Below are 20,714 nucleotides of genomic sequence, written 5' to 3'. Positions count from 1 at the left end.
CCGCAGGATATCCTGCGGCGGCCTTGCGCGGGCGGCCTTTCTTTCACGGGCCGTTGCCGCAAAACGATGTCAGTCGACGCCTCCCATGCCGGAGGCCTCGTCGTCGTCGACGGATCCCGGGGTCACGTCGAGAATACGGGCGCGCATGGTGATCTCGACCGCGCTGTCCTTGCAGTCGCTCATGCAGGGTTCGGCCTTGGCAGCATAATGCGGCTCTTCGGCGCGATCGTCAGCGATGAAGTTTTCCTCGTTGGGAAGACGGATCTCCAGGAAATTGTCTTTCGACAATTCGAAGTCCTCGTCCTCGACGATGTCGTTCAGGTAAAGGAGATAGGCCGTCAACGCGTAAACGTCGTCATCCGACAGGGAACGGGCGTTGCCGTAGGGCATGGCGCGGCGGACATAGTCGTAGACAGTGGACAGATACGGCCAGTAGGAGCCGATGGTCTTTTCCGGGCGTTCCTCGGTCAGGGTGTCCTGGCCACCGGCCAGAACCGGCCAGCGGCCGACGCCTTCGCCAAAATCGCCGTGACAGACGGCGCAGTTGTCCGTGAATAGCACTTCCCCATCGGCCACCGTACCGGAGCCCTCAGGCAAGCCGCTGCCGTCTGGGCGAACGTCGATGTCCCACGCGGCGACCTCGTCTTCCGTCGCCACGCGGCCAAGGCCGAAGATGCCACCTTCACGGACTTCGGACACTGGTACGGCTGGAGCTTCCGCTGCCGTGTCGGCGCTGGCGGTTTCCGTTTCAGTGGCAGCAGGTTCTGCGGCGCCCTGCTGGTCGGCGGGAGCAGCAGCACTGGAGAAGGTGGCCAGATAGGCAATCACGTTGTCCAGGTCTTCCTGCTTCTTCAGACCGGCAAAGGCCATCTTGGTGCCATTGACCATGTCCTTGGGCTTGGTCAGATAGGTCGTCAGTGTTGCCTCGTCCCAGACGAGCCCGCCACCACCGGCCTCGATCATTGCCTTGGAATACTTGTAGTCCTCAAGCGATCCTGCGGTACGGCCGAAAATCTCGTTCAGTTCCGGACCGACCTTGTTCTTTGCGCCTTCCCCGACCGCGTGGCAGGCAGCGCATTTCTTGAAGACCTTCTCGCCTTTTTCGGCATCTCCCGCCTGGGCCATCGCGGCAAGCAGGGGCAGGGTGGCGAGCACGGTTCCTAGGCTGAGGGCTTTAAGAAACTTCGACATTTTCCACCATTCCGTCTGCTTTGACATACCAGGTCTGGATGCCGTTGTTGTGGTAGATCGAGTTTTCGCCGCGGGCGGCACGCAGCTCGTTCTTGGTCGGCTGGAAGAAGCCGTGCTCGTCCATCGCGCGGGACTGGATCAGCATGTCCGAGCCGTCCCAGTCGATGTCCAGGTAGAAGCGGTGCATGGCTTTCGACAGGCTTGGGCCGTCTAGGCGGGCGGTTTTCCAGTTCCGGCCGCCATCAAGCGACACATCCACCCGCTTGATCCGTCCGTTGCCGGACCAGGCGACACCGGAGATGACCATCGGTCCCTTGCCGTGGCTGATCGGGGCCTGCGGGCTCGGTGACGTGATGACGGACTTGGGATCCATCACCCAGGTGAAGCGGCGGGCCTTGCCGTTCTCAAGAAGGTCCGTGTATTTGGACGTTTCCTCGCGCTGGTGCCAGGGTTCGTCGCCGACTTCGATCCGGCGCAGCCATTTCACCCACATGTTGCCTTCCCAGCCAGGCACGACCAGACGCAGCGGATAACCTTGTTCCGGGCGCAGAGCCTCACCGTTCATCTTGAAGGCAACCAGGCAGTCGTCGAGGGCCTTTTCCATCGGGATGGACCGGGTCATGGCCGAGGCATCGGCGCCTTCCGGCATCACCCATTTGGCATTGGTCTTCAGGCCTGCCTCTTCCAGGATCAGTTTCAGCGGCACGCCGGTGTACATCACGCAGTGGACCATGCCGTGGGTGTACTGACAGCCGTTGAGCTGGGAGCCACGCCACTCCATGCCGGAGTTGGCGGCACATTCCAGAAAGTAGACCCGGTTCTCGCGCGGGAAGCGCTTCAGGTCTTCCATGGTGAAGACGAGGGGGCTGTCGACCAGACCGTTGATCATCAACCGATGATCTGCAGGATTGATGTCGGCAATGCCGCCGTGGTGGCGCTCGAAACACAGGCCGTTGGGCGTGATGATGCCGTCCAGCTCGTGCAGCGGTGTGAAGTTCACCGAACTCTCGGTGGAGGCCGTCAGCCACTCCACGTCGCGGCGGACCACATGGGCCTCGTATTCCGACGGCGTGCCATAAGGGCGCGCCTGCACACCGTCACCGAGGTACCGGTTCCAGTCCTGTATCTCGGTGATCAATGGATCGCCGGCCGCGCGCGCGGCACCAGCCGTGCCTGCAACGGCGCCTGCGGCGAAGCCTGCTTTCAAGAGGGAACGCCTGGAAAGACCCGGCGTCTTGGAGTTGGTTTTGTCAGTCATGATCGTGTCCTCAGGATCTCTGAAGAAAAGGCGTCATCCTGCCAGCTTGACGGACTGGTTGTCCGGCAGGCTGACCACGGGATTGCTTGTGAGATAGGCTTCAACGACTTCGGAAATGGGCGGGCCTTCCGTGCCCTCGTTGACCGAGGCCCAACCGGAAACGACATATTCCCTGGCGGGGTCGATGGCTTCTCCGGTGGCAAGCAGGGTCATGCCCGAGATGCGCTCGCCGATTTCCTTGCCGGGATCGATGGTGTAGCCCATGCCGCCAACGCGGACCATGTCACCACCTTGCTGGTAGTAGGGGTCCTTGTTGAAGAGGTTGTCGCCGACATCCTCCAGAATGTCCTTCAGCATCTGGCCCGTCATCGATGAACGGTAAGCGGCCGGATAGGTCATGGCGCAGGCGTTATGGACATCCTCGAAGGTGATGTCCTGGCCCGGCAGAAGCGATGTCCCCCAGCGGAAGCCGGGTGAGAGGGCTATTTCGGCGTCTCGTTCGGTCAGGAGTGCCTGGCAGATCAGATCGTCGAAGGTGCCGTTGAAGTTGCCGCGCCGGTAGAGAAGGTTCTCGGTCTTGCCGAGAACGCGGGCGAGGTCCGCTTCGTAGGGCGCGCGAACCTCATCGATGAGCGCAGCCATGTCCGCATCTGGCGTGATGACGTCGGAGAAGATCGGGATCAGGCGATAGGCGTACCCGGCCAGCTTGCCGTCCTGAACGTCGAGATCGACCCGGGAGACAAACTTGCCGTTGGAGCCGGAGGCAATCACCAGCGTGTTGTTTACGATGACCGGTTCCGGCAGGGCGTCGTGCGTGTGGCCCGTCAGGATGACATCGATGCCGTCAACGCGCGAGGCGAGCTTCCGGTCGACGTCAAAGCCGTTGTGCGACAGCAGCACGACGATTTCAGCGCCCTCGTCGCGAGCCTCGGTCACATGTTTGGCAATGTCTTCCTCGCGGATGCCGAAGGACCAGCCGGGGATCATCCAGCGCGGGTTGGCAATAGGCGTATACGGGAAAGCCTGACCGATGACGGCGACCTTGGACCCGCCACGTTCAAACATCTTCCAGGCTTCGAAGGCGGGCTCGTCCCATTCGTTGTCGTAGATGTTGGAGCCGAGGAAGGCGAAGGGCAGACTGTCGATGACTTCCTGAACCCGGTCGGTGCCGTAGGTGAATTCCCAGTGCCCGGTCATGGCGTCGGGCTCGAGCGAGTTCATGATCGTGATCATGTCTTCGCCCTGGGTGACGTTGGATGTGTAGCTGCCCTGCCAGGTGTCGCCGCCATCCAGCAGGAGAACGTTGTCAGCGCCGCGTTCGGCGCGAATGCGCTTGATCACGGTTGCGACCCGGTCCATGCCGCCCATCTTGCCATAGCTCCTGGCAAGGGAGACGAAGTCTTCCGAGGTCAGCGCATAGGCATCCGGCGACCCGGCCTCGATGTTGTAGAGCTTCAGGAAATCGGCACCGGTCACGTGTGGAGGTTTGCCGTTAACGTCGCCGATGCCCAGGTTGATGGACGGTTCGCGAAAGTAGATCGGCTTCAGCTGGGCGTGGATGTCGGTGATATGCACCAGCGTGAGCTTGCCGTTCGGGTCCATCCCCAGGAGCTGGTCTTCCGTCAGGGCTTGCTGGGCCATCAGCCGCGACCACGATCCTGCCATGCCCGATCCGAGCAAGGCACTTGTCGCGGTTGCCGCCATCAGGAACTCACGTCTTGAGAACATCCTCAGTTACTCCAAACCAACGGCCGACGCCCGGCCGGTTGCACAGTTTTCCCGTTGAGGCACGACAACGCCGTACACCCCGGTTATCCCACGTTCGGGACATTGATGTTTTCAGCCCTTTGTTTCCGCCTGGTGGCCGGGGGGGAATTCGCCGGCGACAGGAAAGAAACCGGCGCGGTGGCTGCGACCGCGCCGGAGTTTAAACGGTCAGCCTACTGGCGAACCGCCGGGGTTTCGATGCCGAGCCCCGAGCCACGCCAGGTCACATAGACCTCCAGAGCCATCAGCTCATCGGAGAAGGCGGCCGGGAAGGCTGCCCGCGTATCGCGGATACATCCGCGGAAGCGGTTGTGCAGGGAGACAAGGTCCGCCTGCTTCAGACGATAGGTCGGGAACCCGTTGACGCTGCCCTGGCTGAGATGGTCAGCCCGGATGTAGTTGCCGTTGTAGTTCTCGTGGCAGGTAGCACAGGACAGGTTCAGCTGACCCGTGCGGGTGTAGTAGAGTTCCTTGCCCTTGTCCCACCAGGTCTGCATTTCGCCTTCGCTCAGATCGACTTTCATCGGCATGCCAAGCGACTGGTGCTTGATGTAGGTCGTCAGAGCCTTCTGATCGGCCGCGTCGAACTTGTAGGGCTCAGCCTGCATGTTCTGTTCACGGCACTGGTTGATCTGAAGCTCGATGTTGAACGGCTTGCCGGCGTCCTCATTCCACTTGGGATAGCTGGCGCCGAGACCCTTGAGGAACTCCTCGGAATCCTCGTGGCAGGAGGCGCAGGACTTGCCAGCAGCACCGTCCACGGTGTTCCAGATTTCCTCGCCGCGCTCCACATAGAGCATACCCGGGTTCTGGAAGCTGTCGGCCTCCAGATCACGCGTTTCTTCCGTGCGGTAGTGCCAGCCCGAGATCAGTTCGTCGAACGGGTGCCCTTCCGGCGCCGGTACACGGGTCATGATCTCCACTTCCCCGTCGATAACGAGCTTTTCGTCAACCGGCCCCCCGGCCAGGCTTGCGCTTGTGCCGACCATCGTTACTGCGAACATGGTGGCTATGCGTTTCGTTCTATTGGCCAAATCGTCTCCTCCCGATTTGAGCGATCCCTGGAACATCCTGCCTTCAACCGACTGCAGATACGATGTCCCGACACTCTCGATGCACCCTGTCCCGGGCTTTTCAGTCCATGCGGACGTCACAGCCGCAGATGCAGGGCAGCCGCCTATTCAACAGTGATCTTGTTCTCGGATTCGTAGACGCTGCCGTCGTCATCGACCCAGGTGAACTTGAACGTGCCGGTTTCATTCACCTTGGCGCTGAACTCCATGTAGGGGTTCGCCGAGACGGCCGGGTCCATGTCACAGGAAAACACCACCTGTCCGTTGAACTCGCAGGTGAACTTGTTGATGATCTGGCGCGGAACGAGGTTGCCCTCCTTGTCCTTGCGCTGACCGGATTCCATCGGGTGGCTGATTAGCGTCTTGATGGTGATGACTTCGCCCGCAGCTGCCTTCTTGGGCACTTTCACGCGCGGTTTCGGATCTGCCATGATTTGGTTCCTTCGTATCCCTGATCTGCTTGCCGGGCGGCGGTTCGGCTAAAGGCCGGTGCCGGTCCTGCGGACAAGCCGCTTGCGCTGTTGCGGATTAGCCGCCGCAGCCGCCGATGGTGACTTTCACTTCCTTGCGGTCGATGAAGGTGGAGCCGTCGTTCATCTTGGCGACCGCGATGACGTTCTGCGTCTTGGCGAGCCGGATGCGGGTCTTGGCTTCGGCAACACCGCTCATGGCAGTGAAGTGGAACGTGGCAACAGCCGGGTTGGGGTTGCCGTCGGCCAGGATCAGGACAGATTCAACGAAGCTGTCTGCCGTCATCGGGCTGTCGACGGATACGCCGACCGGCACCGTGTTGCCGTTCTCGGCAATTTCCGGCGTGTCGAGGGAAACTGTTCCCTCCTTGGGATCTGCTCCGCCGGTGAAGGCCTTGATGGCCTCTTCGGTCTGGTCGGTTGCGGCGAAGGAAACCCGCGATCCGGCGGCCACGAATGCAGCGGCTCCGATCGTGAGACCAAACACCTGGCGTCTTGTAAAGCTCATCTCTTGCTCCTTGAAACCCGAGATCAATTCTCTTTCAGCGTCATGAGATAGGCGACGACGTCCTCTACCTCTTGCGCTGACAGGATGGTTTTGCCGGCGAATTCCTCGTCGACGTTGATGCCCACCTTCAGGGTGTAGAAACCGGGCATGATGGTCTGTTCGCCGAAGACGTCCTTGCTGTTGACCACGATGGCGCGCAGTTGCGCCTCGCTCCAGCGGTCGGCGGCACCGTCGAGGACGGGGCCGACTTCGCCGTGGAACAGCTGGTCGCTGAGATCGGCATTGGCATGGCAAGCCAGGCAGTTGCCCTTCTTGCGATCGGCGAAGGCTTCGCGTCCGGCCTGCGGGTCTCCCTGAACGCCCGTCAGAGATTCGGACAGTTCCATATCGACGATGGGAACGCTGTCCGGAGCAACCGTTCCGGCGGCCGCTGCGGAAGCGGCCAGGACGGCTAGGCCGGCAAAGGCCGCCGGCAGGCTGAAATGTGTCGCGCCCTTGAACATTGTGTCGGCTTTCCTCCTCAGTGCGGAACGGCCGGCTGTGGTGCCGTTTGCGTTCCTTCGGCAGGTCCGATTCCCCAGCCTGCCTGTCCTCCTCATATTAAAAGATATGATTTTTTGCATATGTTATGCAATAGGCCTTTTGCCGTATCCGGCATAAACCTGTTTTATCCGCTCTTCCTATTCCGCGTCGAGGCGGCCTTTTTCGCGCAACTCGTTGATTATGCGGGCATGATACTTCTGGAAATGCTCGTCGCCTTCGTAGCCTTTTTCCTGAACCCAGCGAAACATGTTCAGGAAAGTCCACTTGCCGAAGGCGCCCGGCATCGTTGCAACGGCCACTTCCGACACGGTTCCCTCGCTCGGAACCTCTTCCGGCAGGAACACGATAGTGGGTGTGAAGACATAGCCCCATTTGCGCGCGGCGGTCTTTTCGGTCAGTTCTTCGCCGTCCAGGTCGATCACTTCCTCGTCGCCGAACATGTTGTATTGCACGACCATGAAGTTCTCTTTGATGTAGTCGGTCACTTCCGGGTCGGAGAGGATCTTTTCGTGCATCTGGCGGCAATAGATGCAGCCGCGTTGTTCAAAGATGATGGCAAGGCGCTTGCCTTCTCCTGCCGCGGTTTCAATGTCTTCGCCTATGTCGCGGAAGGTTACGGTGAACCAGGGCTGCTTGTGCAGGCCGTCGTCACCGAGCGTTGCGGCGAGCGCCGTTGTGGTCAGGGCCGCCAAGAGCTCGACTGCCAGCACCAATTGTTTCCAGATACGCATGTCATTGTCCTCCCTGGACCGGAAATGGCCGGTCAGCCGATTTGTGAGAAAACCGGGAAAGTTTCGAGCAGCCAGAAGGCGATTGCCGACATTTGCCCGGTGATGAACAGCAGGCCGGTGAGCACCAGGAGGCCGCCCATGATCTTTTCCACCGTGCCCATGTGTTTGCGGAAACGTCCGGCCAGTTTCAGGAACCGGCTGGCAAATGCTGCCGCCAGGATGAAAGGCAGGCCGATGCCGAGTGCATAGACCGCAAGCAGTCCGGCGCCGTGCCAGGTGGTGTCCGACGATCCGGCAACGAACAGGATTGCCGCCAGAACCGGGCCGACGCACGGTGTCCAGCCGAACGCGAACGCCAGGCCCATGACGAAGGCTCCAACCAGGCCCGCGGGCTTGCGTTCCACATGAATGCGGGCTTCGCGGAACAGAAGCCCGATGCGAAAGACACCGAGAAAATGCAGGCCCATGACGATGATGATCGCGCCTGCAACATAAGACAGGATATCGTAGTAGCGGGCGATCGACTGGCCGATGACGCTGGCCGTTGCACCGAGGGCGACAAAGACGAGCGAAAAGCCGAGCACGAAGGCGATCGCCGCCAGAATCACCCGGCGACCCGTTTCGGCCGTGGCCGTATCGCCCTTCAGTTCATCGACGCTGACACCGGCCAGGTAACACAGGTAGGGCGGCACAATCGGCAAGACACAAGGCGAAATGAATGAAAGCAGCCCTGCCAGAAAGGCAGCGCCCAGAGAAACATCGAGCATTCATTTCCTCCCAGAGAAACTCGATCTTCGGTTGCTTTAAAATATTCAAAAGTTCCTATATATTGCAATGGAAGAAATGTGGAGACTGCAAAATGTCCGTCGCGACACGTGCGATGATCCTTGCCGGAGTGTTGGTTTCCGGCCTGTTTCAGGCGTTGCCCGCCTGGAGTGCCGAGCTGGTCATGCTTGAGCAGCCGGGGTGTGTCTGGTGCAAGCGCTGGAACGAGGAAATCGGCATCGCCTATCCGAAGACGTCGGAAGGCCGGCAAGCGCCGTTGCGCCGCGTCGATATTACCGACACCTGGCCGCAGGACCTGGCCGGCATACCGAAAGAGCGGATGACGCCAACCTTCATTCTGGTGGCCGACGGCGTTGAAATCGACCGTCTGCGCGGCTATCCGGGAGAACACTTCTTCTGGCCGCTACTGACCGATATGTTGGGAAAGCTTCCGGACACGAGCAAGTGATGCTGTTGATCCGGTGCTGAAGTTGAGGCATGAATCTGAAAAGCGGTTTTGTGCGCTGCAATGGCAATGCTGAAAAGGGTGTGGGTTCCGGATGATACTGCCGGCCTTTGACAAGAACCTGGATGCGAAGGACCTCGACCTGCTGATGGAGCAGGCGCGGAAGGCGAGCGATCTGCTCAAGGCCCTTTCGCACGAAGTGCGCCTTGTCATCCTGTGTCTGCTGTCTGAAGGCGAAAAGTCGGTTTCCGAGCTCGAAGAGATCCTGACAATGCCGCAGGCCGCGGTTTCCCAGCAGCTTGCACGGCTTCGCCTGGAAGGCCTTGTGCAGTCGCGGCGCGACGGGCGGATGATCTACTACAGCCTCATGAACGATGAGGTAAGTTCGATCATTTCGAGCCTTTACGAGCTGTTCTGCAAGGACGTGCGTGCACCTGAAAAATAAACGCAGGTAGCGCAACATACGGGCGTGCGATGCAGCAACGAGATCGATTGCTGCAAATTTCGCTGCCTGCTACGGTTTGAAAAATCGCCGAAAGAGCGAGTACGGGAAACGCGGCCGGAATAACCGGCGGAGGGTAGGACGCGCATGGTCAATCTCGATCCGGCGGTGCTGACACCGCTTCTCGGTGTGCTCGCGGGGTGCGTGCTGGGGTTCGTTGCCAGGTCAAACCACTTCTGTACGCTGTCGGCCCTGGAAAGGCACTGGTACGCGGGCGACAGCAGCGCGCTCAGGACCTGGGTGCTTGCTTCCGTATCCGCACTGATCGGCACACAGCTGCTCGTCGCCTTCGGCATGGCCGACACGGCTGCCTCCTTTTACCTGTCACCGGAATTTGCCTGGACGGGCGCCATTCTCGGCGGCTTCATGTTCGGCATCGGCATGGCGCTTGTCGGCACCTGCGGTTTCGGCGCGGTTCTGCGTCTGGGTGGCGGCAGCCTCCGGGCGCTTGTGGTGCTGACGGTCATCGGCCTGTCGGCACTGGCCGCCCAAAGGGGCATCGTCGGCATCGTGCGGGTGCCGATCGTCGATGATCTTGCCGTTTCCTTCACCGCAAGCGGCAGCCAGTCCATGGGCGACATTGTCTCGACCCTGGTGGGCATGAAGCTGCAGGGTGTGGTTGCCATCGCGCTCGCTTTGGCCGGTCTGTTCTGGATCTTCAAATCGGCGTCCTATCGCCGGCAATGGAGCAAGATCGGAACCGGTGTTGTCATCGGCAGCGTGATCGCCTTCGGCTGGTGGGCGACAACCTTCCTTGCGGGACGCTCCTTCGATCCGATCCAGATCGAGGCCGGATCCTTCGTAGTGCCGGTCGGCGACACCATCATGCAGCTGATCACCTATACGGGGACCCTGCCGGACTATGGTGTCGGTCTGATTGCCGGTACGCTGGTCGGCGCCGTGGTCGCGGCCATGTGGAAACGGGATATCCGCTGGGAAGCATGCGACGATGCACGCGAACTCGGCCGCCATCTTCTGGGTGGCACCCTGATGGGTGTCGGCGGGGTGTTTTCCATGGGCTGCACGGTGGGGCAGGGCATTACCGGCTTTTCCACGCTTGCGATTTCTGCGCCCATCGTGATGGTATCCATGGCACTCGGTGCACGGGTCGGGCTTGCCTGGCTTGTGGAAGGCAACGTCCTTGCCGCCTTCCAGCGCAACCAGGGCAGTGCCCATCACTCGGCGGCGGAGTGATACCGGCACCTTTCATCCGGCAGTTCAGGCTGCGACGAAACTGTAGGCATCGCCGGTGCGTTCCACGTGCCCTCCACCGGGGTGGGGGAAGTGGTATCCGATGACGCGGGAGCCATCTTGCGCCAGGCGGTCGAGCAGCGCCTTGCGGGTGGCAATGCCCATGTCGCGGTCCTGATCGGAGCCGGAAGCCCAGCCGGGTTTTTCGAAAGAAATCACTGTGTTGGAAATCGCGTCGCCCACCACCAGCAGGCTCTCGGATCCGCCGTGCAGCATGTAGGACATGTGCCCCGGAGTGTGGCCCGCCGTGTCGACTGCCTCAACGCCTGGAAGCACTTCCTGGCCCGGCTTGATCATGTTCACCCGGTCTTCGATCACGTTGAAACGCGCCTGTGCCCCGACCACGAAACTCTTGCGCACCTCCGGCGTCTTGGCCAGCGTATCGTCGGCGCGCCAGTAGTCCCATTCGGCCTGTGGCATCCAGATCTGCGCTTCCGGGAAAAGCGGATCGTCGAAATCGTCCAGGATGCCCCAAAGATGGTCCGGGTGGGCGTGGGTGAAGACAATGTCGGTGATGTCCGACGGATCGATACCGGCTTCCGCCAGGTGGCCCGGCAACTCACCTGCCGTCGACTGGAAATTGGCGCCTGATCCGACGTCGAAGAGGACTGTGCGGTCGCCGGTGCGGAGCAATGTGATGTTGCAATCCGGCGTCAGAGCGTCCGTGGCAAGGCCATGGGGTTTCAGCAGCGCCGCGATCTCTTCTTCGCTTTGCTCTGGCAAAATGAAGTTCATCGGCAGGGTCAGATGACCGTCGGAAAAGACGGTGATGTCGTGTGCGCCGAGGGTCAGGTTCGCGGTTGCAAAGGCAGGCGTTATCCGGCTGGCAAAACCCGCGGTCGCAAACGCGAGGCCTCCGGCAAGAACGTTGCGTCTCGTCAGATCTTTCCGAAATTGCCCGGACATGGCATCCTCCACATATTCAAACTTTTGAATTTATCTATGTTTCATTGAGAGAGGTCAATGCCCGTTGAAGCGAAAGGGCTCCAAGCTGGTGGCAATCGAGGACGCAGTGTGCCCGGGAGGGGCCCATGGACCTGACATTTCTTCTGGACGAAATTTCCGAGCCCTGGTTGCTGGCAATCGGCGGGCTGGTTGTCGGCGTCCTTTTTGGCGCCTTTGCCCAGCAAAGCCGCTTTTGCCTGCGCGCTGCCAGCCTGGAATTCTCTCGCGGTGCGCCGAAGGACCGATTGCCTGTCTGGCTCCTGACCTTTTCCGCGGCGGTTCTGTGCACGCAAGTGTTGATCCACCTGGGCGAAGTGCAGGCAAATGAAGCCCGCCAGTTGGCATCGCCGCAAAGCCTCTCCGGAGCTTTGCTGGGCGGGTTGATGTTCGGCACCGGCATGGTGCTGGCGCGCGGATGCGCCAGCCGCCTGCTGGTGCTCTCGGCCACGGGCAATCTGAGGGCGCTGCTCTCAGGACTCGTCTTTGCGGTTGTCGCCCAGGCGAGCCTGCGCGGCCTGTTGAAACCGGTGCGCGAATGGTTTGCAGGTCTTTGGACGACAGGGGATATCGGCGGCAACAATCTGACCGAGATGCTGGGACTGAGCACATCCGTGACGCTTGGTTTCACGGCGCTCTGGCTGGTGGCGGGGCTTGTCTTTGCCTGGCGGTCGAGGGTGAAGGTCTGGCAGCTGGTGGCGGCAGCGGGCGCTGGGCTGGCAATTCCCCTGGCCTGGTGGTTCACATCCGCCATGGCCCGGCAGGCTTTCGACCCCGTGCAGGTGGAAGGGGTAACCTTCACCGGACCATCCGCCGATGCCCTGATGCTGGTTCTGTCACCACCGGGCGATCTGCTTGATTTCGATGTCGGCTTGGTGCCCGGTGTCTTTCTGGGCTCGTTCCTGGCGGCTTTCGTAACGCGGGAACTCGCCCTGCAGGGGTTCGAAGGCGGCAAGTCGATGGCGCGCTACCTCACCGGAGCAACGCTCATGGGGTTCGGCGGCATGCTTGCCGGTGGCTGTGCCGTCGGGGCCGGTATCACGGGAGCTTCCATCTTCGCGCTGACGGCGTGGATCACCCTGACCGCCATCTGGCTGTCTGCCGGTGTTGCCGATCGCCTGCTGACAAGCTATGACGCCCGGCAGCAGACAGTCGGTGGGTCTCCTGCAGCAGAACAGGTGAAAACCGCTGCCTGAAGGCAAAACAGGAAAGGGCCTTGCCTGCCAGGAGCTGACGGGTTCAAGGCCCTTATCGGCCTATCATGGTTTGTTCTGTTGCCGGACGGGTGAACTGATCGAATTCGGAAACGAAGCGGGCACTGATCCAGCCGCCGGTGGACAGTTGATACCAGACACCTTGCGGCCCCGAGACGATACGGCAATCGGAAATCTTGACCTTGTCACCGATCTGCACCCGGCCAACGGCTTCCGAGTCGAGAGAAGGGTTCTGGCGAACGTTGACGTCCCGCGCGATGGTGCGCTCCCACGAATTCCAGTCCGTCAGAGCGGTCGGTGTTTCCTCGCCGATGTCGTAGTCGATGACATCGCTCGTCCAGTAGGCGTATTCGGTCGTCAGCGTGCCGCCGTGGCAACTGGCTGCGTCGGCAAGCAGCGCGTTGGTCACTTTCGGCAGGGTATCGTCGAAGGGCCCCGGCATTGCGCACCATGTGGGGGCGTCATACCCGCCCTTCGCACAGGGTAGCGAACCGGAGGTGATGCGCATGCCGACGGTGCCGTCTTCGGAAAGTTCGACCGTGCAATAAGCAACGCCGTTATGGCTGGCGGCGATACGGCGTGACCCCAACTCTTGGATCAGATCTTCCAGCTTGGTTTCCTGCGGGTTCGGGCCAGATCCGTCAATTGCGCCGAATTCATATTCGACTTCAGATTTCCTGATTGAATTGTCGGCCTGGAAAAGCTGGGTGCACATGGCGCCAACCGTGTCCATGTAAAGGGCACTCTTGTTGATCGGGTCGGCAATAGTGCCGGCAGAAACCGGCGTCAGGCCCATCGCGTAGGACCGAATGCCGCCAGCCAGATAAAAGAAGCTGTCGGCAGTGCGGTGGGACAGGGCTTCCTGCAACAAGATGGACGGGGCAATGCCGCCCTTGATCAGCTTGACGTAGGTCTGTGTCAGTTCATAGGCCAGGTTCATGGCTTCCTTGACGGCCACAAGCTGGTTGGCCTTCTCCTCTGGCAGGAATGCCATGTGGTATCCGAGTGCCGCACCAGCTTCCAGAAAGCGGATGTCGCCACCATAAACAGCGTTGCGCGGGGTAGCCGCCAGGGTGAAGGCGAGAGCGCAGGCGGACAGGCACTCATTACCGTTGAGAACGAAGACACCGTTGAGATCCGGGTCCTGCGAGCCGACGTTGTATTGCAGATACTGGCCGATGCGGATGCCTTCCAGAAAGCTGCCGCCGGGGCTGTCGAAGACGATGTATTTGCCCCAGGTGCCGTCGAGAGCAGCCTTCAGCTTTTCCAGATCGCCTTTTTCGATGACGCCGGAAACCAGGAATATCGTTCCCTGCAGTTCATTGACCACGCTGCCGGCAGACCCTTTGCCCGGATACAACGGTTTCAGTTGTGCCAATCGCGGTGCGAGATCGGGCCGCTGTGTAATCTCGGCGGCGGAAAGCTGCGAAACCGCGAAAACCAGCGAAAGACAGAAAACGATGGAATTGAGCAACATGGGTACCGTCGACTGCTGAGTGAAGCGGGCGCCGGCCGCCTCGATGATTTTTGCCAAACGAGGTCCGGGAATGTGCTCGTTTGCGATGCCTGAAAGTGAAGTTGGAGGCCTGCATGTGCCAGCCTCCAAGGGATTACTGCCGGATTTCATAATCCTGATAACCGGCCGCCCAACGGGCACTGCGATTGGCGTTGTCCGCGGTCCAGACCTTGTTGAGGCGGCCGGAAAGTTCCTTCATGAAATCGATCTTGTCACCGATCGGCTCGAATTCACCGTTGGCAGCAAGAAGGTTTTCCAGATCCACCGGATCCTCGGTCACGATCGCCAGCAGCTTGCCCTTGCCCGCCGGTGCCTCTGCCTCGAAGCTGAAGCCGTAGGACGGGTCGGGAACCGTGAGCGCGGAGTTGGCGCGGATGCGGCCGGTCTTGCCGGCGGAGCGATCCTCATCGGTCGGGAACAGGAGCACCAGATCGTCTTCGACGGTCAGGTCGAAAAGGGTCAGGTAGCCATCGACGGCGCTGGTGAGCTGGAATTGCACCTCGTCACCGATCTGGTGTACGGAGCCGGGCAGGATGGAAACCTTGATTTCCTGAGAGGATTGTTCCGGAAGCACGTCGGAAACATCGTCGGCGGTATTTCCGGTTACCGTCTGGACTGGGCCTTCGGCCGAAGCCGGTTGCAGAATGAAGGCTTCGTTGCGCGGTGACATGTTGGGCGTGAACTGCAGATCACGGCAATCCTCCACGCGCTGGCACCATTGCTCGGTGCGAGGACGCAGATAGTTCAGAAGTTCCGCGGTGGTGACACGGCCATTGCCGTTGAGGTCGGCCTCGCGCGTGCGTAGACCCCGGATCAGGTTCTGAGTAAAGATGCCCGAGCCGTTGGTTTCCCAGGCCAGCTGGTGCGGCAGGGCAGCGGACAGGGTCAGGTGCACGTTGGTTTCGCGTGCCAGAGGCTCTTCGTCACGCACCACCGGCAGGGACCTGGAAACGCCCGAGAACGGCAGGTAACGCGCTTTCGCATCAAGACCCTTGGAAACAAGATCCGGCACGACATCGCGGTTGACCGTACCTGAATGACAGGAATCGGCGATCAGGATCACTTCGCGGCCCTTCAGTGTGGACAGCGCGGAGGCGATCTCGTCGTCGGTGAGCATATCCTCGGCCCTTGCACCCCTGCGCCCGTAATCGGTCGGGACGAAGGTTTCATCGAGGCCGTCCTCTTCGTCGCCGTTGCGATCGGGAACCTGGGAGCCGTGACCGGAATAATAAATGATGACGCGGTCACCCGGCCGCGTCTCACTGGCGAGCCAACCGGTGATGGAACCCAGAATGTTGTTCTTGGCCGCGCCCTCTTCCACCAGGATGCGGACATCGGAGGATGCAAAACCCCAGTCGCCCTTGAGGAAATCCGCCATCTGGCGCACGTCGTTCGCAGGGCCTGAAAGCTGCGCGTCCGGTTCCAGATAAGGGTAGACGCCGGCGCCGATCAGCAATGCCTTTTGCGCGGCGTGAACCGTGCCGGCGGACAGGCACAGGCACATGGTTGCCGCGAAGGCCTTGAGGTATCCTGTTTTCACTGAAGGTCTCCCTTTGCGCGCGTATAAAGCCCGACCCAGTCCAGGCCGAAGGACTGGCCGTCGAGCGTGTGGCCGATTTCCTTGGCCAGGGCGGCGAGATCGTTGTTTTGTTGTGCGTCCTGAACCGCATCCACGAGATCGGGCATGGGGGACGGTGTGGTGATGGCGATGAGATGGTCGGCGCCGAAGGGCGGGATCACCGCGGAGCGGAAGCTGTCAGTCCGGCCAGGTCGGAGCTTGCCTGCAGCCAGACCGCGCTTGCCTCTGCGAACGGGGCCGACCAGTTGAACTGCCCCGTTTGAAGCGAGGTTGAACAGGACCACATTTTCGTTGCCGGACGAGCGGATCGAGAATGTCACCTGCTCACCTTCGATATAGGTCCGGCTGCCGTCGGAAAGGTCCAGTTCCGGACCTTCAGTTTCGGCAAAGCCGATCAGGAAGGCAAGGAAGCGCCATTTGTCGACGGTCGCCTGCAGGGCCTCGGCGGAAGGCGGGGCGGGAAACGAGGCGATCACGTCGCCGGTCTTGTAGACCAGTGAAGAGCCGTCGCCGTCATAAATCAGATCGGCCTCAGCCTTGCTGTCGACCTTGCGGATGCCTGACAGGGCTGGAATTGTCTCGCCGGGGGCGGCGTAGAGCGTCAGTTCCGGCAGTCCGGCGCTCGGGGCAGGCGTGCCGGCAGCATCATGCAGCAGGATTTCCAGGTCCCTGGATCCGGCATTGACTTCCGGCCGTTGCCGCCGTTCGGTATGGCGCTTGACCGAGCTGTTGACGTAACGCTTCAGTTCGGCCGTGTTCAAAACGCTGTTGCTGTCACCGTCCGCTTCACCCTCAAGAGCGCGGGAAAAGGCATAGGAGAGCGCACCGCGCAGCTCTTCGCCGATCCGCACTTCCTGGGTGACCTTGTTGCGGTCCTGGGCATAAAGCCAGATGACATTTTGAAGTGCATCTTCCTCAACTTCGCCAAGTTGCCTCACCCGCTCGGCGATTCTGTCAGAGGATTTGTCGACCCGAACATCGGCAACGCGCACATTTACTTCGGCGCGGAAATCGGCTGCCCGGGCCATATCGCCTGCAAAACAGCTGTCGGCGACGAAGACGACGGTTGCTTCCTTTTCTTCGGCCAGCAGATGGCCGACCTCGTTGTCGATGATGCGCTCGTTGACACCCGGGCCGGTTTCGTTGAAGCCCGCCAGCAGGAACATGTTGTCGAGTTCTTCGTGCCCGGGAAGGATCGCTTCCTGCCGGGCACCGTGACCGGCATAATGAAACACCAGCGTATCCCCCGGGCCGGCAAGTTCCGTCAGCTCCCGCCACGAAGCAAAGACGTTGTCCCGTGTGGCGTCGGCATCGGTCAGCAGGATGACCTTGCTGGCCTCCAGCTTTTCCAGTGTTCCTGCAACATCTCTCGCGTCATTGACGGCGCCCTTGAGGTCAGTGATGTGCTGATAGTCGTCAATGCCGATAACGAGGCCGTAGAGATTGCCGGCAAATGCGGGAAGCGGCGCGGCAAGGCCTGCTGCAAGCACGAGGGCAGGGGCAAATCCCGGCACCCGCTTTTTCAGGAAAGCCGCGGAGGCCGGCAGAATGGATTTGGTCATGCGGGCCGCCTATTTCCGGACGAATTCAACACGCCGGTGCGCCTGATTGCGCACGTCCTCGGTGTAGAGGGATGGATCGTCGAACTGGAACGGCTGGCTTTCACCCATGCCAAGCACCTCGATGGAGCCGGAGTATCCGGCTGCCAGCAAGGCGCTACGTACGGCCTCGGCACGCTTCATGGACAGTTGCATGTTGTAGGCATCAGAGCCGACCGGATCGGTATGGCCGACGACCTGGATATCCGGGGAACCCTGCTTTTCCAGGGCTTCCTGCACGTCTTCAAAGCTGGTCCGGCCGGCTTTGGTCATGACATCCTGATCGTAGACGAACTGGATCGGAACCAGGGTCTTCTTGCGTTTGTAGCCGCGCGTGGAAAAGCTGTATTGCGAGATCGACTGTCCGCTGCGGGTGACCGGAATCTTGATGTCTCCCGGTTCCTCTGAAATCTGGGCAACGACCACCGCCAGCTCATCCAGGCGGTCGCGCAGCCGGGCGATCATGGCATGTGCCGGTTCCGCAGGGGTCAGCTCGGTGTCATCCACCAGGCCAAGGGTTTCCTGATAGGCGCGGAACGCCGGCAGGGTTTGCTGCTGCTTGCGCAGAATTTCTCCGAGCAGATAGGAAATACGCCAGTGGCTGCCGAATTCCTGAAGGTCGGCCAGGTCCTGTTTCAGGGTTTCAAGGTTGCCGGTATAGCCTTCAAGATCCTGAAACGGCGCGATGACGTCGAGCCGCGCATCGATGATTTCCTTGCCGAAGCCTTCCACCACCATGCCGTCGCAATCGCTGTCATTGAAGGCCTGGTCGTAGATCCTGACGCGGTCTTCGTGACCGGCGCTCAGCGGCATCGCAAGCCAGTCCTTCTGAATGCTCTCGCATGAAACGAGTTGTGCGGAAGCGTCAGTGGTCAGGAGGGGCAGGGCGATGACGGCGGAGACGGCAAGGCCCGCCAGATGCATAAGGTGGGCGGGTAAAACAGTTCGGATAAGCGGCATGCTGGAAAGTCTCTCCAACTCTTGCATGATAAATTATAAAATAGGTCGGTCTGGCGGGTGTTTGCAGCGAAGGGTTGAGGGCCGGTTGTTTCCAGGCTCGCAGACGTTGCAACTGACGCACCGGTGTAAAATCCCGGTTGCTTCTCCGTTCCTTATTGCGTTTCAATCTGTTCGCAAGACAACATCACGCAGGGTCGCTTGAGTCAATTGTCAGGGCGTCATGAGGTATTTCAAATTGATGATTTCTAAGGATGAGGTTGCAGTGGTGCCGGGCAGTCAAATGTCGAGATGTGTCAGGTTTCTGACGGGGTTCTGCTGTCTTTTTCTGATGGCCGTCGGTCTGGCGCAGGCAGACGAAAACCGCTTTGCGCTCGTTATCGGTAATTCGTCCTATGAGAAGATCGGCCGGCTCGGAAACCCGGGACGGGATGCGGATCTTGTTGCCAAGTCGCTGGAAGGGGTCGGATTCGAAGTTTCGGTTCATTTCGACCTTGATGAGGATGGTCTTGGCAAGGTCCTGGACGATCTTGCCGATCGTGCTCCGGACCTGGATGTGGCGGTGCTCTATTTCGCAGGCCATGGCATTCAGAAGGATGGTGAGAATTTTCTGATCCCCGTGGATGCACAACTGAAATCTGCGACCTCGATCGAACGGGAAACGGTCAGTCTGCGTTCGTTCATGGAGGTGATGGAAGAGGTGCCGATCAGTCTCCTGTTCCTTGACGCCTGCCGCAACAACCCCTTTGCCGAACATCTGTTGTCGCAGTCCTCCTCCGACGGGCGGTCCGCCGGGATCACCCGCGGGCTTGCCCCCATCCGCACCGTTGGCGACATGCTGGTCACTTTCGCCACCTTGCCGAATTCCGTTGCAAAGGATGGTGCCGGACAGAACTCGCCTTTCGCCAAGGCGCTGGCCCGCCACGTTGCCACACCGGATGCGGAAGTCTCCGTCTTGATGAAGCGGGTGACGCGTGATGTGATGGCTGAGACCGACGGCGAGCAGCGGCCGCAGCAGCTGTCTCAGATGCAGACGGAATTCTATTTCAAGCGCACAAACGCAGCCGCTCCGGAGACAGATGATCAGCAGACCCTGCTGGCAGTCTATCCCGGCTCGGTCAGTGCCGGCGAGGAAGTCTCGGTTCTGGCGGATGTGCCGCAGCAGTGCGCACCGGATTTCTTTAATATAACACCGTCAAACCGGGTGACGCCGATCCCGACTTCGTACTTCAAGACGGTTGAACTCGGCGGCGGCAAGATCCGTTACGAAATCTCGCCCGGCTCGCGCTATGGGCTGGTCGTGGAAGAAGCGGACGAGAAGGGGGCGAACCGCATCGGCTTCTTCTGCTCAATGGGACCGGCTCTTTCCGATCAGCAGAAGAAGGAAGTGCTCAGGCGGATCAACGGACAGCTCGCGCAAAACGAGATGTCCGGGACCATCGGGTCCGACCCGGAACGGGTCGCCTATCATTTTGCCGAGTTCAAGATCAACTGACGCAGGAGAAGAGGCGGGTCGCTTTCAACGAAGATGCGCCCGCGCTCTAAAACCGACAGGTCTGTGCATCCCCGATCCCAGCCCGCGCCTCGATTGGCCGGGAGGACGTCGGGGAGGCGACTGTGTAGGCAGGTCCTCTTGTGAGGATCAGTTGACCGGCAGCAGGACCAGCTGGACGCGGCGGTTCTGTTCGCCGTAGGGATCGCTCTGGTCCTTCAATCTGGAGGCGCCCATTCCGCTTGCCAGAACACGCTGCTCTGAAAGCCCACCCCAGGCTGCAACGAAACCTGCGACCGTCTGGGCGCGTTGCTGCGAGAGGGCCAGATTGTACTGTGCGCTGCCCTTTGCATCCGTATGGCCAAGCAGCAGGAAACGATAGTTCTTGAACTTGTCCTGGCTCAGAATGCGCGAGAGTTCGGTAATCTTCGCGGCCTGGTCCGGACGCAGCGATGCCGAGTTGTAGTCGAACAGGATTTCCATGTCGATCGTCGGCAGTGGTGCCGATGACGTGGTTTCCGAAGAGCCGCCGACTGGTGGCGGGGTGGAGGCAGCACCTTCTCGATCGACAAGCTTGAGATTCACTACATCGTCCATCGACAGGGCGGTGTTTGACTTGAATTCCGAGTTGCTGCAGGCGGCCTGATCAAGCAGGCATTTTTCCATGTCGGTCTCCGCCGGGGCACTGGCGTCACGCGAGGCGGAAGTTGCAGGCTTGGTGTCGCCGCCAAGATCGAAATCCTCAAGCGTGATAGTGCTTTGCGCCGCGGCAGGCAGAGCCAGGGAAATAAAAATCAAAAGAAATGCAAAAGGCTTCATGGCAATATCCCGAACCGTTACGTGGTCGTTTCACGGATTGATCCGTTTCTACCATACGGCTGGCAAAAAATG

The 20,714-nt window shown here is 60.4% G+C and carries 20 protein-coding genes; 5 read left to right on the top strand and 15 right to left on the bottom strand.

Annotated features, from left to right (window positions below):
• Window positions 1–69: 69 nt before the first annotated feature.
• The 9 genes from ACVDG9_RS20190 to ACVDG9_RS20150 all read right to left on the bottom strand — a co-directional run bounded on the left by ACVDG9_RS20190 (window position 70) and on the right by ACVDG9_RS20150 (window position 8,308).
• Complete coding sequence (locus ACVDG9_RS20190) at window positions 70–1,191, bottom strand: c-type cytochrome (RefSeq protein WP_447238812.1); 1,122 nt, start codon at window positions 1,189–1,191, stop codon at window positions 70–72.
• Window positions 1,175–2,449: a sulfite dehydrogenase gene (soxC, locus tag ACVDG9_RS20185; protein ID WP_023003227.1), complete on the bottom strand. Its 1,275-nt coding sequence runs from the start codon at window positions 2,447–2,449 to the stop codon at window positions 1,175–1,177. The genes ACVDG9_RS20190 and soxC overlap by 17 nt, the downstream gene beginning before the upstream one ends.
• 33 nt (window positions 2,450–2,482) lie before the next feature.
• Entirely contained in the window at window positions 2,483–4,177 is a 1,695-nt protein-coding gene (gene soxB, locus ACVDG9_RS20180; protein ID WP_447238811.1) for a thiosulfohydrolase SoxB, read from the bottom strand.
• Between the two features lie 212 nt (window positions 4,178–4,389).
• Complete coding sequence (soxA, locus tag ACVDG9_RS20175) at window positions 4,390–5,220, bottom strand: sulfur oxidation c-type cytochrome SoxA (RefSeq protein WP_082809675.1); 831 nt, start codon at window positions 5,218–5,220, stop codon at window positions 4,390–4,392.
• Between the two features lie 173 nt (window positions 5,221–5,393).
• Window positions 5,394–5,720 (bottom strand): thiosulfate oxidation carrier complex protein SoxZ, encoded by a 327-nt coding sequence (soxZ, locus tag ACVDG9_RS20170; protein ID WP_023003230.1) that lies wholly within the window; start codon window positions 5,718–5,720, stop codon window positions 5,394–5,396.
• A gap of 97 nt (window positions 5,721–5,817) precedes the next feature.
• Window positions 5,818–6,267: a thiosulfate oxidation carrier protein SoxY gene (gene soxY / locus ACVDG9_RS20165; RefSeq protein WP_023014500.1), complete on the bottom strand. Its 450-nt coding sequence runs from the start codon at window positions 6,265–6,267 to the stop codon at window positions 5,818–5,820.
• 23 nt (window positions 6,268–6,290) lie between these two features.
• On the bottom strand, window positions 6,291–6,770 hold the full coding sequence (gene soxX, locus ACVDG9_RS20160; protein WP_075282328.1) for a sulfur oxidation c-type cytochrome SoxX: 480 nt from the start codon (window positions 6,768–6,770) through the stop codon (window positions 6,291–6,293).
• Window positions 6,771–6,947: 177 nt separating this feature from the next.
• Window positions 6,948–7,541 carry a SoxW family protein gene (locus ACVDG9_RS20155; protein WP_023003233.1) on the bottom strand — a complete coding sequence of 198 codons (594 nt, stop codon included), beginning with the start codon at window positions 7,539–7,541 and terminating at the stop codon, window positions 6,948–6,950.
• Window positions 7,542–7,573: 32 nt separating this feature from the next.
• The gene (locus ACVDG9_RS20150; protein WP_023003234.1) at window positions 7,574–8,308 is read right to left on the bottom strand and encodes a cytochrome c biogenesis CcdA family protein; all 735 of its coding nucleotides are present in this window, start codon (window positions 8,306–8,308) and stop codon (window positions 7,574–7,576) included.
• 92 nt (window positions 8,309–8,400) lie between these two features.
• Here ACVDG9_RS20150 and ACVDG9_RS20145 point away from each other — a divergent pair, with 92 nt between their 5' ends.
• The 3 genes from ACVDG9_RS20145 to ACVDG9_RS20135 all read left to right on the top strand — a co-directional run bounded on the left by ACVDG9_RS20145 (window position 8,401) and on the right by ACVDG9_RS20135 (window position 10,468).
• Window positions 8,401–8,775 carry a thioredoxin domain-containing protein gene (locus tag ACVDG9_RS20145; RefSeq protein WP_152509759.1) on the top strand — a complete coding sequence of 125 codons (375 nt, stop codon included), beginning with the start codon at window positions 8,401–8,403 and terminating at the stop codon, window positions 8,773–8,775.
• 91 nt (window positions 8,776–8,866) lie between these two features.
• A complete protein-coding gene (locus ACVDG9_RS20140; RefSeq protein WP_023003236.1) occupies window positions 8,867–9,217 on the top strand; it encodes an ArsR/SmtB family transcription factor in 351 nt (116 codons plus the stop codon).
• 144 nt (window positions 9,218–9,361) lie between these two features.
• Window positions 9,362–10,468: a YeeE/YedE family protein gene (locus ACVDG9_RS20135; RefSeq protein WP_209169981.1), complete on the top strand. Its 1,107-nt coding sequence runs from the start codon at window positions 9,362–9,364 to the stop codon at window positions 10,466–10,468.
• Between the two features lie 24 nt (window positions 10,469–10,492).
• On the opposite strand, the gene ACVDG9_RS20130 is transcribed toward ACVDG9_RS20135, so the two are convergent.
• Entirely contained in the window at window positions 10,493–11,431 is a 939-nt protein-coding gene (locus tag ACVDG9_RS20130) for an MBL fold metallo-hydrolase (RefSeq protein WP_447238810.1), read from the bottom strand.
• Between the two features lie 125 nt (window positions 11,432–11,556).
• Between ACVDG9_RS20130 and ACVDG9_RS20125 the strand changes: the two genes are divergently transcribed.
• On the top strand, window positions 11,557–12,663 hold the full coding sequence (locus ACVDG9_RS20125) for a YeeE/YedE family protein (protein WP_055656110.1): 1,107 nt from the start codon (window positions 11,557–11,559) through the stop codon (window positions 12,661–12,663).
• 52 nt (window positions 12,664–12,715) lie between these two features.
• Here the strand turns inward: ACVDG9_RS20125 and ACVDG9_RS20120 are convergent, their stop codons facing one another.
• The 4 genes from ACVDG9_RS20120 to ACVDG9_RS20105 form a co-directional block, all read right to left on the bottom strand.
• Entirely contained in the window at window positions 12,716–14,215 is a 1,500-nt protein-coding gene (locus ACVDG9_RS20120; protein WP_447238809.1) for an SH3 domain-containing protein, read from the bottom strand.
• Window positions 14,216–14,291: 76 nt separating this feature from the next.
• Window positions 14,292–15,737 (bottom strand): caspase family protein, encoded by a 1,446-nt coding sequence (locus tag ACVDG9_RS20115; protein WP_055656105.1) that lies wholly within the window; start codon window positions 15,735–15,737, stop codon window positions 14,292–14,294.
• Window positions 15,734–17,338 (bottom strand): caspase family protein, encoded by a 1,605-nt coding sequence (locus ACVDG9_RS20110; protein ID WP_447238808.1) that lies wholly within the window; start codon window positions 17,336–17,338, stop codon window positions 15,734–15,736. The genes ACVDG9_RS20115 and ACVDG9_RS20110 overlap by 4 nt, the downstream gene beginning before the upstream one ends.
• Window positions 17,339–17,347: 9 nt before the next feature.
• Entirely contained in the window at window positions 17,348–18,334 is a 987-nt protein-coding gene (locus tag ACVDG9_RS20105) for an OmpA family protein (RefSeq protein WP_447238807.1), read from the bottom strand.
• Between the two features lie 280 nt (window positions 18,335–18,614).
• Between ACVDG9_RS20105 and ACVDG9_RS20100 the strand changes: the two genes are divergently transcribed.
• On the top strand, window positions 18,615–19,826 hold the full coding sequence (locus tag ACVDG9_RS20100) for a caspase family protein (RefSeq protein WP_447238806.1): 1,212 nt from the start codon (window positions 18,615–18,617) through the stop codon (window positions 19,824–19,826).
• 147 nt (window positions 19,827–19,973) lie between these two features.
• Here the strand turns inward: ACVDG9_RS20100 and ACVDG9_RS20095 are convergent, their stop codons facing one another.
• Window positions 19,974–20,642 carry an OmpA family protein gene (locus ACVDG9_RS20095; protein WP_447238805.1) on the bottom strand — a complete coding sequence of 223 codons (669 nt, stop codon included), beginning with the start codon at window positions 20,640–20,642 and terminating at the stop codon, window positions 19,974–19,976.
• Window positions 20,643–20,714 lie beyond the last annotated feature (72 nt).

It is taken from the genome of Roseibium sp. RP-7 (genome assembly GCF_053005225.1).
The sequence above is the reverse complement of the archived record's forward strand: the minus strand, read 5'-3'. Positions and strand labels throughout refer to the sequence as shown.